Annotated in this window: 13 protein-coding genes; 12 read left to right on the plus strand and 1 reads right to left on the minus strand. The window is 42.4% G+C overall.

What is annotated here, in order from left to right; all coding sequences use genetic code 11:
- Positions 1-8: 8 nt before the first annotated feature.
- The 8 genes from PZ638_RS15525 (at position 9) to nadD (ending at position 8,290) form a co-directional block, all read left to right on the plus strand.
- Positions 9-875 (plus strand): glutamate/aspartate ABC transporter substrate-binding protein, encoded by an 867-nt coding sequence (locus PZ638_RS15525; protein WP_004257033.1) that lies wholly within the window; start codon positions 9-11, stop codon positions 873-875.
- Between the two features lie 115 nt (positions 876-990).
- Positions 991-1,731, plus strand: a complete 741-nt coding sequence (locus tag PZ638_RS15530) for an amino acid ABC transporter permease (RefSeq protein WP_004257036.1) — start codon at positions 991-993, stop codon at positions 1,729-1,731.
- Positions 1,732-1,735: 4 nt separating this feature from the next.
- Positions 1,736-2,413, plus strand: a complete 678-nt coding sequence (gltK, locus tag PZ638_RS15535; RefSeq protein ID WP_036958176.1) for a glutamate/aspartate ABC transporter permease GltK — start codon at positions 1,736-1,738, stop codon at positions 2,411-2,413.
- Entirely contained in the window at positions 2,410-3,135 is a 726-nt protein-coding gene (locus tag PZ638_RS15540) for an amino acid ABC transporter ATP-binding protein (protein ID WP_004257041.1), read from the plus strand. Before gltK ends, PZ638_RS15540 begins: the two co-directional genes overlap by 4 nt.
- 313 nt (positions 3,136-3,448) lie before the next feature.
- On the plus strand, positions 3,449-6,031 hold the full coding sequence (gene leuS, locus PZ638_RS15545) for a leucine--tRNA ligase (RefSeq protein ID WP_164455896.1): 2,583 nt from the start codon (positions 3,449-3,451) through the stop codon (positions 6,029-6,031).
- A 30-nt stretch (positions 6,032-6,061) separates the two neighbouring features.
- A complete protein-coding gene (lptE, locus tag PZ638_RS15550; RefSeq protein WP_096864959.1) occupies positions 6,062-6,601 on the plus strand; it encodes an LPS assembly lipoprotein LptE in 540 nt (179 codons plus the stop codon).
- A complete protein-coding gene (holA, locus tag PZ638_RS15555; protein ID WP_144140782.1) occupies positions 6,601-7,632 on the plus strand; it encodes a DNA polymerase III subunit delta in 1,032 nt (343 codons plus the stop codon). The genes lptE and holA overlap by 1 nt, the downstream gene beginning before the upstream one ends.
- A complete protein-coding gene (nadD, locus tag PZ638_RS15560; protein ID WP_144140780.1) occupies positions 7,625-8,290 on the plus strand; it encodes a nicotinate-nucleotide adenylyltransferase in 666 nt (221 codons plus the stop codon). The genes holA and nadD overlap by 8 nt, the downstream gene beginning before the upstream one ends.
- On the opposite strand, the gene PZ638_RS15565 is transcribed toward nadD, so the two are convergent.
- Positions 8,278-9,003: a YbgA family protein gene (locus PZ638_RS15565; protein WP_144140778.1), complete on the minus strand. Its 726-nt coding sequence runs from the start codon at positions 9,001-9,003 to the stop codon at positions 8,278-8,280. The two genes, nadD and PZ638_RS15565, sit on opposite strands and share 13 nt — an antisense overlap.
- A 263-nt stretch (positions 9,004-9,266) precedes the next feature.
- Between PZ638_RS15565 and rsfS the strand changes: the two genes are divergently transcribed.
- From rsfS to mrdB, 4 genes are read left to right on the plus strand one after another with little or no spacing between them, the layout of a single operon-like run.
- Positions 9,267-9,593, plus strand: a complete 327-nt coding sequence (gene rsfS / locus PZ638_RS15570; RefSeq protein WP_004257063.1) for a ribosome silencing factor — start codon at positions 9,267-9,269, stop codon at positions 9,591-9,593.
- Between the two features lie 2 nt (positions 9,594-9,595).
- Entirely contained in the window at positions 9,596-10,066 is a 471-nt protein-coding gene (rlmH, locus tag PZ638_RS15575) for a 23S rRNA (pseudouridine(1915)-N(3))-methyltransferase RlmH (protein ID WP_036957956.1), read from the plus strand.
- A gap of 32 nt (positions 10,067-10,098) precedes the next feature.
- Positions 10,099-11,988 (plus strand): peptidoglycan DD-transpeptidase MrdA, encoded by a 1,890-nt coding sequence (gene mrdA / locus PZ638_RS15580; protein WP_004257068.1) that lies wholly within the window; start codon positions 10,099-10,101, stop codon positions 11,986-11,988.
- 37 nt (positions 11,989-12,025) lie between these two features.
- On the plus strand, positions 12,026-13,138 hold the full coding sequence (mrdB, locus tag PZ638_RS15585; RefSeq protein WP_004257071.1) for a peptidoglycan glycosyltransferase MrdB: 1,113 nt from the start codon (positions 12,026-12,028) through the stop codon (positions 13,136-13,138).
- Positions 13,139-13,141: the final 3 nt, after the last annotated feature.

Genomic DNA, 13,141 nt, shown 5'->3' on the forward strand with positions numbered 1-13,141 from the left:
TATTATCGATGATGATTTTAGGTGCAACCTGCGCAGTCCAAGCAGAAGAATTAAACGGCACTCTGAAAAAAATCAAAGACAACGGTGTAATAGTTGTTGGTCATCGTGAATCATCCGTACCGTTCTCTTACTATGATAATAGCCAGAAAGTGGTTGGTTACTCGCAGGATTATTCAAATGCCATTGTTGATGCAGTGAAGAAAAAATTAAACATGCCTGATCTGCAAGTCAAACTCATTCCCATTACATCACAAAACCGTATTCCACTCCTGCAAAATGGCACATTTGATTTTGAATGTGGTTCAACAACCAATAACGTAGAAAGACAAAAACAAGCAGCTTTCTCTAACACTATCTTTGTGGTCGGGACACGCTTACTCACCAAAGGTGATTCCGGTGTAAAAGACTTTGCTGACTTAGCCGGTAAAAATGTTGTCGTGACCTCAGGTACGACTTCTGAAATTCTGTTGAATCAGTTGAATGATGAAAAAAATATGAAAATGCGCATTATCAGCGCGAAAGACCATGGTGACTCATTCCGTACCTTGGAGTCAGGCCGTGCTGTTGCCTTTATGATGGATGATGCATTGTTAGCGGGTGAGCGAGCAAAAGCGAAAAAACCGGATATCTGGGAAATCGTTGGCAAACCGCAAACTGAAGAAGCTTATGGCTGTATGTTGCGTAAAGATGATCCTCAATTTAAAGCACTTATCGACGAAACCATTGCGAATGCACAGACCTCGGGGGTCGCAGAGAAATCCTTTGACCGCTGGTTCAATCAGCCTATTCCACCAAAAAATCTGAACCTGAAATTTACTTTGTCCGATGAAATGAAAGCCTTATTTAAAGAACCAAATGACAAAGCATTAAACTAATAAAAAGACAAACAGGGTATTACTGAAGTAAGAATTGCAAGGCGGTCGTTCCCCGCCTTGCATCCTCTCTTACGACAGTATTCGGGAATTACATTGCCCACAGGAAGTCAATATTATGTCTATTAACTGGAATTGGGGGATTTTCCTTCAGGAAGCCCCATTTGGGAATACCACCTACTTAGGGTGGTTAATATCTGGCCTCGAAGTCACCGTAACACTTTCTATTTGCGCTTGGATTATTGCATTTCTAGTCGGTTCATTCTTCGGTATTTTACGTACAGTACCTAACCGTTTTTTAGCTTTTTTAGGTACCGCATACGTAGAATTATTCCGTAACGTGCCGCTTATTGTACAATTTTTTACTTGGTATTTAGTTATTCCAGAACTTCTCCCGCGTTCAATCGGGGATTGGTTTAAAATGGATTTAGATCCTAACTATCAATTCTTTATTTCCTCAATGCTTTGCCTTGGGTTATTCACCGCAGCGCGGATGACTGAGCAAGTGCGCGCAGCCATTCAGTCACTACCTAGAGGGCAAAAAAGTGCCGCACTCGCAATGGGGCTGACTTTGCCACAAACCTATCGCTACGTTCTATTACCCAATGCCTATCGGGTTATTTTGCCACCAATGACGTCAGAAATGTTGAACTTGGTTAAAAACTCAGCCATTGCGTCAACCATTGGCTTAGTCGATATGGCAGCACAAGCTGGAAAGCTATTGGACTATTCTGCTCACGCGTGGGAATCATTTACCGCCATTACGTTAGCTTATGTCGGTATTAACGTCATTATTATGATTCTGATGACGTTATTAGAGCGCAAAGTTCGCTTACCTGGCACTCTTGGAGGGCGGTAAAATGATGTATGAATTTGACTGGAGCTCAATTGCTCCGAGTATGCCCTTTTTAATCGATGGCTTTATTGTCACAGCAAAAATCACACTAACCGCGATAGTGGTCGGAATTTTGTGGGGTACCGTCCTTGCCGTGATGCGGTTATCCACATTCAAACCAATTAGCTGGTTTGCGGCCTTGTATGTGAATACATTCCGTTCTATTCCGTTGGTTATGGTTTTACTGTGGTTTTACTTAATCGTACCTAGCTTATTACAAAATGTTCTAGGCTTATCACCAAAAAATGATATTCGTTTAATTTCTGCAATGATAGCCTTCTCTCTTTTTGAAGCGGCCTATTACTCTGAGATTATTCGTGCTGGTATTCAAAGTATTTCACGAGGACAAGCCTCTGCGGCGTTAGCTTTGGGAATGACAAATATGCAAACTATGCGGCTCGTGGTGTTACCGCAAGCCTTTAAAGCCATGGTGCCGTTGTTGTTAACTCAAGGGATTGTGCTGTTCCAAGACTCATCCCTCGTGTATGTGCTCAGTTTGACAGACTTTTTCCGTACCGCCACCAATATTGGTGAGCGTGATGGGACACAAGTAGAGATGGTACTGTTTGCGGGTCTGGTGTACTTTATTGTCAGTTTTGGCGCTTCTATGTTAGTGAATTATCTTAAGAAAAGGACTGTTTCATGATAACCCTGAAAAATGTATCCAAATGGTATGGCCAATTTCAGGTGCTTACAGACTGCACAACTGAAGTTAAAAAAGGTGAGGTTGTGGTTGTGTGCGGGCCATCTGGTTCTGGTAAATCCACATTAATAAAAACAGTGAATGGTTTAGAGCCGATTCAACAGGGTGAGATTTTTGTGAATGATATTCAAGTTAATAACAAAAAAACTGACCTTGCAAAACTTCGCTCTAAAGTTGGGATGGTATTCCAACACTTCGAGCTATTTCCTCATTTGTCGATTATTGAAAATTTGACATTAGCGCAAGTTAAGGTATTAAACCGCGATAAAAAAGAAGCGGAAGCAAAAGGTTTGAAATTATTGGAACGCGTAGGTTTATCCAGCCATGCCAATAAATTTCCAGCTCAGCTTTCAGGTGGGCAACAACAGCGTGTCGCTATCGCTCGAGCACTGTGTATGGATCCTATCGCTATGCTATTTGATGAACCTACTTCAGCGCTAGACCCAGAAATGATCAACGAAGTGCTTGATGTTATGGTTGAATTAGCCAATGAAGGCATGACCATGATGGTGGTTACCCATGAAATGGGATTCGCCAAAAAAGTGGCTAATCGTGTTATTTTTATGGATGAAGGCAAGATAGTTGAAGACAGTAAAAAAGAAGACTTTTTTGCTAACCCACAATCTGACCGTGCAAAAGATTTTCTCGCAAAAATCCTCCATTAATATTCGAGAGGGAGCTCATTAGCTCCCTCGTCTTATCACTGTGCTATTAGCAAATAAATCAACAGCAACAACCTGAATTCGAAATAGATCAATAAACCACTACCATTTAACAAACTTTTTAGTTAAGTTGTTTGGTTATCAGCGTAAAATATCCTGATCCGTTCCCCGAAAAGCAATATCCAGCCTCCCTCGTAGGTTCAGCTAATCAACTATTGTTGTTTTCGGTGTAGATCCGCTATGCTATGCGATCTCAATTAAGAAAGACATTCACGCTACAGATGTAGCATTTATTCACCATAGGATTATCGGTGCCATGCAAGAACAATATCGTCCAGAAGATATAGAGCCTAAAGTACAGCGTCACTGGGATGAAAAAGCAACTTTCAAAGTGACTGAAGACAACAGCAAAGAAAAATACTACTGCCTGTCCATGCTACCTTACCCTTCTGGTCGACTACACATGGGCCACGTACGTAACTACACCATGGGTGACGTTATCTCTCGTTACCAACGTTTGTTGGGGAAAAACGTTCTCCAACCAATTGGTTGGGATGCGTTTGGTCTGCCTGCTGAAGGTGCTGCGGTTAAAAATAATACTGCTCCTGCGCCTTGGACTTATGCCAATATCGATTACATGAAAAACCAGCTGAAAATGCTCGGTTTCGGTTACGATTGGGATCGCGAAGTCACGACTTGTACCCCTGAATATTACCGTTGGGAACAATGGTTCTTCACTAAATTGTATGAAAAAGGTTTAGTGTACAAAAAAACCTCTGCGGTTAACTGGTGCCCACATGACTTAACTGTTTTGGCGAATGAACAAGTGGTTGATGGCTGCTGCTGGCGTTGTGACACCCCTGTTGAGCGCAAAGAAATCCCACAGTGGTTTATTAAAATTACCGACTACGCAGAAGAGCTGCTCAACGACCTTGACAAATTAGATGACTGGCCAGAGCAAGTCAAAACCATGCAGCGCAACTGGATCGGTCGTTCCGAAGGGACTGAGATCACGTTCAATGTTGCAGACCGTGATGAAACCTTAACAGTCTATACCACTCGCCCTGATACTTTTATGGGGGCAACTTATGTGGCTGTTGCCGCAGGTCACCCTCTGGCTAAAGAAGCCGCGACAAATAACCCTGAATTAGCCCAATTTATTGATGAGTGCCGTAATACCAAAACTGCGGAAGCAGATATGGCGACCATGGATAAAAAAGGTATGGCAACCGGTTTATTCGTTATTCATCCATTAACCCAAGAAAAGCTGCCAATTTGGGTCGCGAACTTTGTCTTAATGGAGTACGGTACTGGTGCTGTTATGGCCGTTCCTGCCCATGACCAACGTGACTGGGAATTCGCTCACAAATATAACTTACCCATCAAAGCGGTTATTGCCGATGCTAATGGCAATGAGCCTGATTTATCCCAAGAAGCGATGACCGAAAAAAATGCACTGATTAACTCAGGTGAATTCAGTGGGTTAGACCACCAAGCTGGCTTCAATGCCATTTCAGACAAACTCGTCGCGCTAGGTGCAGGTCAACGTAAAGTAAACTACCGCTTACGTGACTGGGGTGTTTCACGTCAACGTTACTGGGGTGCACCAATCCCAATGGCAACATTGGAAGATGGTACTGTCGTTCCTGTTCCTGAAGACCAGTTACCTGTCATTTTGCCAGAAGATGTTGTGATGAACGGCATTACCAGCCCGATTAAAGCTGACCCTGAGTGGGCAAAAATGACCATTAACGGTCAACCGGCATTACGTGAAACTGATACTTTCGATACCTTCATGGAATCGTCTTGGTACTATGCACGTTATACCTGCCCGCAATATGACGACGGCATGTTAGACCCCGAGGCAGCAAATTACTGGTTACCGGTTGACCAATATATTGGTGGTATCGAACACGCCATCATGCACTTAATGTATTTCCGCTTCTTCCATAAGTTGATGCGCGATGCAGGGTTAGTCAACTCAGATGAACCAGCAAAACGCTTACTGTGCCAAGGCATGGTGCTTGCTGATGCATTCTATTATACCGGCAGCGATGGCCAGCGTGTTTGGGTTTCTCCAGCAGACGCCATTGTTGAACGTGACGACAAAAACCGTATTACTAAAGCCGTAGATAATGAAGGCCATGAACTGGTGTATACCGGTATGAGCAAAATGTCTAAGTCGAAAAACAACGGTATTGACCCACAATTAATGGTCGAAAAATACGGTGCAGACACTGTTCGTCTGTTTATGATGTTCGCTGCTCCACCAGAGTTAACCCTTGAGTGGCAAGAATCCAGCGTTGAAGGTGCTAACCGCTTCGTGCGTCGCGTTTGGCGTTTAGTACACGAGCACTCACAAAAAGGTGCAACTTCGCCTTTAGATATCAGCGCATTGACGCCAGAGCAAAAAGATTTACGTCGTGATTTGCATAAAACAATCGCGAAAGTCTCTGATGATTTCAGCCGTCGTTATGCATTCAACACTGCTATTGCTGCTATCATGGAATTCATGAACAAATTGGTTCGTGCGCCACAAGAAACGGAACAAGACCGTGCATTAGTTCAAGAGTCTCTTGAGGCTATCACGCTGATGTTATCACCAATCATTCCACATGCTTGCTTTGAAATGTGGAAAGCGCTCGGTCACCAAACAGACATCGATTTCGCACAATGGCCTGTTGCTGATGAAAAAGCCATGATTGACGATACCAAACTGGTTGTCGTTCAAGTTAATGGTAAGGTTCGTGGTCGTATCACCGTTCCGGCTGATGCAAACCAAGAATTTGTCCTAGATATGGCAAAAAATGAACCGAGCGTAGCGAAATACCTTGAAGGTGTTGGCATTCGCAAAGTAATCTATGTCCCAGGCAAATTGCTAAACCTTGTTGTAGGTTAATATTAGGTTGTTGGCTGATAAGGAGGCCAGGTGCGTTATCTGATAACTTTATTTTTGAGCCTGGCGGTGCTAGTCACCGCAGGTTGCGGTTTTCGTCTTCAAGGAACAACACAAATTCCTGAGGAACTGAGAACTTTGCAACTAAGTTCAAGTGATCCATATGGCTACCTTACAAGGGCGCTTAGGGAGCAACTGCGGCTCAATAATGTAACCATTCTCGAAACTGGAAGAGCCGGTGTTCCCATTTTGAAAGTTCTGAGTTCTAATGAAAACACTGAAACTGTGTCCGTTTATCAAGATGGTAAAGCGGCAGAAAAACAATTAACACTGGTAATGAATGTGCAAGTGTTAATGCCTGATGGCGCTATCTATCCTTTACAGAGCCGTGTTGAACGCACTTTCTTCGACAACCCTTTAGAAGCACTGGCGAAAGATGCTGAAAAAGAAATTGTAAGGCAAGAAATGCAAGAACAAGCTGCACGCAATATTGTACGTAAATTATTGCTTGTTCATTCAGCAGAACTTGAAAAAGCAAAAAACCAAGCGGCTGATACGAATACTCAACCATAATGACACGTATCTACCCTGAACAGCTGGCCTCTTCGTTACAAGAGTCTCTAAGAGGCCGCTATTTAATTTGGGGCAATGAGCCCCTTCTTCTTCAAGAAAGCCAAGATGCCATCCGCAAAGCAGCACAAGAACAAGGCTTTGAAGAGCATTTTTCGTTTTCTCTAGAGCAACATACTGATTGGGATGAGATATTTAGCCTCTGCCAAGCTCTCAGCCTATTTGCTAGCCGTCAAACTCTCACGCTGTTATTGCCTGAAAATGGCCCTAACGCTGCCATGGCTGAAAAGCTGAACCAACTGGCGCAATTACTGCATTCAGATCTCCTGCTTGTGTTACGTGGTCATAAGCTCACTAAAGCACAAGAAAACAGTGCTTGGTTTAAAGCAATTAGCCAAGATGCTATTTATATCAGTTGCCTAACGCCTGAATATCAGCGGTTACCACAATGGGTATCTAAACGCGCCTACAGTATGAGGCTTTCATTAGAAACCGAAGCTAACCAACTACTTTGTTACTGTTATGAAGGGAATTTACTTGGTTTAGCGCAAGCACTTGAGCGGCTGTCTCTTCTTTATCCAGATGGTAAACTCACCTATCCTCGGGTTGAGAGTGCCGTTAATGATTCTGCACATTTTACTCCCTACCATTGGGTTGATGCCCTATTGGCCGGTAAATCCCGCCGTTCATGGCATATTTTAGAGCAATTGCAGCAAGAAGATATTGAGCCTGTTATTTTATTGCGATCAATCCAGCGCGATCTAATGTTGCTTATTACATTAAAACGCCAGTCGGCAACAACCACGTTAAAGACATTATTTGATCAACACAAAGTATGGCAAAACCGCCGGGGTGTGCTCACGGAAGCCTTACAACGTTTAACATTGCATCAATTACAATCTGCATTAATGTTATTAACACAAGCAGAAATCAATATTAAACAAGATTTTAGCCATTCTCCATGGCCTGACCTGCAGTCACTGTCTATGCTATTATGTGGTAAAGCATTTGCAGAGAATTTTATTCATGAGTAACTCATTTTCAAAACAACATAACTTACTCGCATTATTCGGTGGAACGTTCGACCCCATTCACTTTGGCCATTTACGTCCAGTTCAAGCACTTGCTCAACAAGTTGGGCTGGAAAAAGTTATTTTGTTACCTAACCACGTTCCTCCCCATCGTCCACAACCAGAAGCGACGCCATCACAACGTTTAGAAATGGTGAAACTCGCAATTCAAAATGCGCCTTTATTTGCTATCGATACGCGTGAATTAGAGAAAAACAGCCCTTCTTACACGATAGAAACACTGGTTGAATTACGCCAAGAAATTGGGCCAGAAAAACCTCTGGCGTTTATTATTGGTCAAGATTCCTTATTGTCGATTAATAAATGGCACGGCTGGGAGCAAATACTTGATAACTGTCATTTATTGGTTTGTTCCCGACCGGGATATGCTACACAGTTTGCCGATCCTAAAATGCAAAACTGGCTGTTAGAACATCAAACAACAGACCCTATTGCCTTAAACCAAGTGGCGAATGGGTATATTTTTATTGGAGATACCCCACTGGTAAATATCTCAGCAACAGAGATCCGCGAAAAATTAAATTCAGGCGACTCTTGTCACGATTTAATTCCAGATGCAGTTCTGCAATATATTCATCAACATCATCTTTACCAGCAATAAGGGAGCTCCCTTATTGAACAACTATTCGGATATGGCTCAAAAATGACTTGCTCTATTAAATAGTTGTCTGGGTATTGAATAAGCAATTGTTTCATCATCTCTAACGGCCTGTTTAACGGTAAATTCCCCGCTAAATAGTCGTTAATCAGCCATAATAAGCGTTTTTTCTCATCCTTCGTGGCTTTGTGTTTGAAATAACCTTGCATATGGCTCAGCGCATTAACTTCCGTATTTCTTGCTGGCACTGTCGCCAATATTTCCATTAAACAAGCTTTATATTGATTAAAAAAACACACGAGGTCGGTACTGCTTTTAATACTCGCCACTAAACGCCCTGTATACTGATAGCCAACAGGGGAATACGCCATGATGAGATATTTGTGGCAGCTATGAAATTGAATAATGTTGTGATGTGTTAACTCGTTGTATAAGCCATCTAACCTTTGTAACGTATACAATTTCGTCAAAAAGCAGTCCCAGAACGTTGTATCTTGTAGTTTATTACTGGTTAATATTGGAATGTTAGCAGGGAATAGCCCCTGTAATTCAGGGAGTTGCTGCCCAAAGCAAATAATACCATTAACTTTGTTTTGCCTGTCCTCATGGGAAAAATCCGTGATAAATTCAACCATGGAACTCACTTGTCGATGAATATTAACAGGAAGATGATTAATCCCTTCAAATATAAAAACTTTTGGCTTAATTATTTGCATAATACCTATCTCATCCTAAAATGTTTTTCAGGAGTACAGTTTCTAGAGTTATTTTGTAAAGTTAACACAAACTTCTTGCTCAAATGTACGGATATCCCTATAAATTTCACTCCACAATGAATAAAAAATAATTTAGCCGATTTTTCTTAAAATCTAGGGTAAAATAACAAGGCTGTTAATGTGTTTGATTCGTTATCAGCCATTATTTTATCTACAAACTACAAACAGTGTTTAACGTGATATTCTGTTTATTTGAATAAAAGGTGAACCTTTTGCAAGGAACTGAACTCCAACAATTTATTATCGATCAGCTTGATGATGCTAAAGCAGAAGATATCATTACTATCGATGTTCAAGGGAAATCAAGTATTACCGATCAGATGATCATCTGTACAGGGACATCAAGCCGCCATTTGATGTCAGTCGCTGACAGATTAATCGAAGCTTGCCGCAAAAATGGTTTAATGCCATTGGGTGTTGAAGGGCAAGGCATTTCTGATTGGATTGTCGTCGACCTTGGCGATGCCATTGTTCATATTATGCAAGAAGAAAGTCGTCGTATGTATGAATTAGAAAAGCTTTGGAGCTGAGTTTGAAATTACAGCTCATCGCCGTTGGAACAAAAATGCCGGACTGGGTCCAGACCGGCTTTATGGATTACCTCCACCGTTTTCCTAAAGATATGCCATTTGAATTAACGGAAATTCCAGCAGGAAAACGCGGGAAAAATGCAGATATAAAGCGCATTCTAGAAAAAGAAGGCGAATTAATGCTCGCAGCTGTAGGTAAAGGAAATCGCATCGTCACTTTGGATATTCCAGGGGATCGTTGGGATACCCCAAAACTTGCCGTACAGCTCGATAAATGGAAACAAGATGGTCGTAATGTTAGTTTATTAATCGGTGGTCCCGAGGGTCTTTCACCGGCTTGCAAAGCAGCCGCGGAGCAAAGCTGGTCGCTTTCACCACTTACGCTGCCCCATCCACTGGTTCGTGTCCTTGTTGCTGAAAGTCTTTATCGCGCATGGAGTATTACGACTAACCACCCTTATCACAGGGAATAGTCAGGTTTAAATATGTTCAAAATGGCAATGGGATGAAAACACAACGCACCCCTTTTCGCGACCATACCGCTGAATCAGTTTTGTTTATCCGCCGAGCGCTTATCGCCTTCGGTGTGATTGTCATTTTAACATCTATTCTTGTGACGAATTTGTATCACTTACAAATTGTCCGTCATGAAGATTACCAAACGCGGTCAAACGATAACAGAATCAAATTGGTGCCTATTGCACCAAGCCGTGGGATTATTTATGACCGTCGAGGAACCCAACTCGCACTTAATAGCACGTTTTACCAGTTAGAAATCGTGCCCGAAAAAGTCAGTAATCTACAAGAAACTTTAGATAATCTTCGCAGCGTGGTCGATTTAACTGACGAAGACATCACTAATTTTGAAAAAGAGCGTAAGCGCTCACGTCGGTTTACCTCTATTGCACTAAAAACACAGCTTAACGAAGTCCAAGTCGCTCGTTTTGCTGTTAACCAGTACCGTTTTCCTGGTTTAGAGGTCAAAAGCTACCAACGTCGTTCTTACCCATACGGTTCTGCACTAACCCATGTGATTGGCTATGTGGCAAAAATTAATGACAAAGATGTTGAACGTCTTGATAAAGAAGGTTTATTACCCAATTATGCCGCTAGCCACGATATCGGTAAATTAGGTATTGAACGTTATTATGAAGACATCTTACACGGCAAAACAGGTTATGAAGAAGTTGAAGTGAATAGCCGAGGTCGTGTTATTCGCCAACTTCATGAACAACCACCGCAAGCGGGTCGAGATATCTACCTTACCATTGACCTCGAATTACAGATCTATATCGAAAAACTGTTAACCACTAGCCGTGCTGCCGTTGTCGTCACTGACCCACGTAATGGCGAAATTTTGGCTCTGGTGTCTAATCCAAGTTATGACTCTAACTTGTTTGTTAACGGTATCTCAAATAAAGATTATCAAGCGTTATTAAATAACCCTGATAGGCCGTTGATTAACCGGACAACTCAAGGGCTTTATCCCCCTGCATCAACAGTAAAACCCTTTATTTCTGTCGCCGCATTGAGTGAAAAAGTAATCACGCCAAATACGACTATTTTTGATCCTGGTTGGTGGCAATTACCGGGTTCAGAAAAACGCTACCGCGACTGGAAGCGTTGGGGACACGGTAAACTTAACGTATCGAAATCTATTATTGAATCTGCGGATACCTTCTTCTACCAAGTCGCTTATGATATGGGAATTGATCGTATTTCTGAATGGATGAGCCGTTTTGGTTTTGGCGATTATACGGGTATTGACCTGGCTGAAGAGCGTTCTGGCATCATGCCAACCCGTGAATGGAAACAAAAACGCTATAAAAAACCTTGGTATCAAGGTGATACGATCCCTGTTGGGATAGGACAAGGCTATTGGACAGCAACTCCAATTCAAATGTCAAAAGCATTGATGACATTAATAAATGATGGTCAAGTTAAGACACCTCATTTACTCTACGGCACAAAGTTGGGTAATGCCATGGTGCCTTATGAAGACAAAGAAACCAAACAAATTGGCGATATTAACTCAGGTTTTTGGGAACTAGCTAAGCATGGAATGTACGGTGTAGCCAATGCACCAAATGGTACTGGCCGCCGCAGTTTCATTGGCACACCATATAAAGCTGCAGCAAAATCCGGTACCGCACAAGTCTTCAGCTATGAAACCTATAATGCCAGTAAGCTGGCAGAGCACTTGCGCGACCACAAGTTAATGATTGCTTATGCTCCGTATGATAAACCCACTATTGCCGTTGCGATTATTTTAGAAAATGGGGGCGTAGGCCCAGCAGTCGGTGATATTGTGCGGCAAATATTTGACCACGTTCTTCTTGGTGATAACCGAACCGAAGTCGCAGTGTCAGCAACCAATGCAGGAGAAGATCGCTGATGCGCAATTCTATGAATAACAATGAGCTATAAAGAATATGACAGACGATAAGAAAAAAATTTCGTTATCCACACGTCTGCATATAGATGTGCCTATGCTGCTAATTATTATCGCGTTGCTTGCATACAGCGCATTTATTATGTGGAGTGCCAGCGGCCAAGATCCTGAAATGATGGAGCGTAAATTAGGGCAGATAGCGACAGGCTTCGTCGTCATGATAGTGATGGCGCAGATCCCCCCTAGAATGTATGAAAATTGGGCACCTCACCTGTTTATCTTCTGCGTTATTTTACTGGTTTTTGTTGATGTCTTTGGGCAGATAAGTAAAGGGGCTCAGCGTTGGCTAGACTTAGGGTTCATTCGGTTCCAACCCTCTGAAATTGCAAAAATTGCCGTCCCTTTAATGGTCGCTCGTTTTATGAACCGAGACCTATGCCCTCCTTCATTCAAAAATACCGTAATTGCACTAGTATTGATTTTTGTACCCACATTATTGGTGGCGGCGCAACCAGACCTTGGTACTTCAATTTTAGTTGCAGCTTCAGGCTTGTTCGTTTTGTTCCTTGCAGGAATGAGTTGGCGGCTTATTACTGTTGCAGCGATTGCGCTCGCGGCCTTCATTCCCCTGCTGTGGTTCTTTTTAATGCATGGCTACCAAAGGGCCCGTGTCATGATGTTATTAGACCCAGAAACTGACCCATTAGGGGCTGGTTACCATATTATCCAGTCAAAAATTGCAATTGGTTCTGGTGGGTTAATGGGGAAAGGTTGGCTACATGGCACGCAATCACAGCTTGAATTTTTGCCAGAAAGACATACCGACTTTATTTTTGCTGTGTTAGCAGAGGAACTTGGCTTAGTTGGGGTGCTCATTTTACTTGGCCTATACCTTTTACTGATTATTCGCGGGCTTTATATTGCTGCTAGCGCACAAAATACCTTTGGTCGAGTTATGGTTGGCGGCTTGATCTTAATCCTTTTTGTCTATGTATTTGTGAATATCGGTATGGTCAGTGGTATATTACCTGTGGTTGGTGTTCCCCTCCCTTTAGTGAGTTATGGGGGCTCCGCATTGATTGTTTTAATGGCTGGATTCGGTATTATCATGTCGATACATACACACCGAAAATTCCTTTCTAAAAGTTTATAAAAT

Origin of the sequence: Providencia hangzhouensis, from assembly GCF_029193595.2 — a bacterium.
Classification (GTDB): domain Bacteria; phylum Pseudomonadota; class Gammaproteobacteria; order Enterobacterales; family Enterobacteriaceae; genus Providencia; species Providencia hangzhouensis.

What these genes read in the sequence shown, in the direction of transcription:
- PZ638_RS15525 (WP_004257033.1), top strand. Translation starts at nt 9, where the DNA reads ATGATGATTTTAGGTGCAACCTGCGCAGTCCAAGCAGAAGAATTAAAC.
- PZ638_RS15530 (WP_004257036.1), top strand. Translation starts at nt 991, where the DNA reads ATGTCTATTAACTGGAATTGGGGGATTTTCCTTCAGGAAGCCCCATTT.
- gltK (WP_036958176.1), top strand. Translation starts at nt 1,736, where the DNA reads ATGTATGAATTTGACTGGAGCTCAATTGCTCCGAGTATGCCCTTTTTA.
- PZ638_RS15540 (WP_004257041.1), top strand. Translation starts at nt 2,410, where the DNA reads ATGATAACCCTGAAAAATGTATCCAAATGGTATGGCCAATTTCAGGTG.
- leuS (WP_164455896.1), top strand. Translation starts at nt 3,449, where the DNA reads ATGCAAGAACAATATCGTCCAGAAGATATAGAGCCTAAAGTACAGCGT.
- holA (WP_144140782.1), top strand. Translation starts at nt 6,601, where the DNA reads ATGACACGTATCTACCCTGAACAGCTGGCCTCTTCGTTACAAGAGTCT.
- nadD (WP_144140780.1), top strand. Translation starts at nt 7,625, where the DNA reads ATGAGTAACTCATTTTCAAAACAACATAACTTACTCGCATTATTCGGT.
- PZ638_RS15565 (WP_144140778.1), bottom strand. Translation starts at nt 9,003, where the DNA reads ATGCAAATAATTAAGCCAAAAGTTTTTATATTTGAAGGGATTAATCAT.
- mrdA (WP_004257068.1), top strand. Translation starts at nt 10,099, where the DNA reads ATGAAAACACAACGCACCCCTTTTCGCGACCATACCGCTGAATCAGTT.
- mrdB (WP_004257071.1), top strand. Translation starts at nt 12,026, where the DNA reads ATGACAGACGATAAGAAAAAAATTTCGTTATCCACACGTCTGCATATA.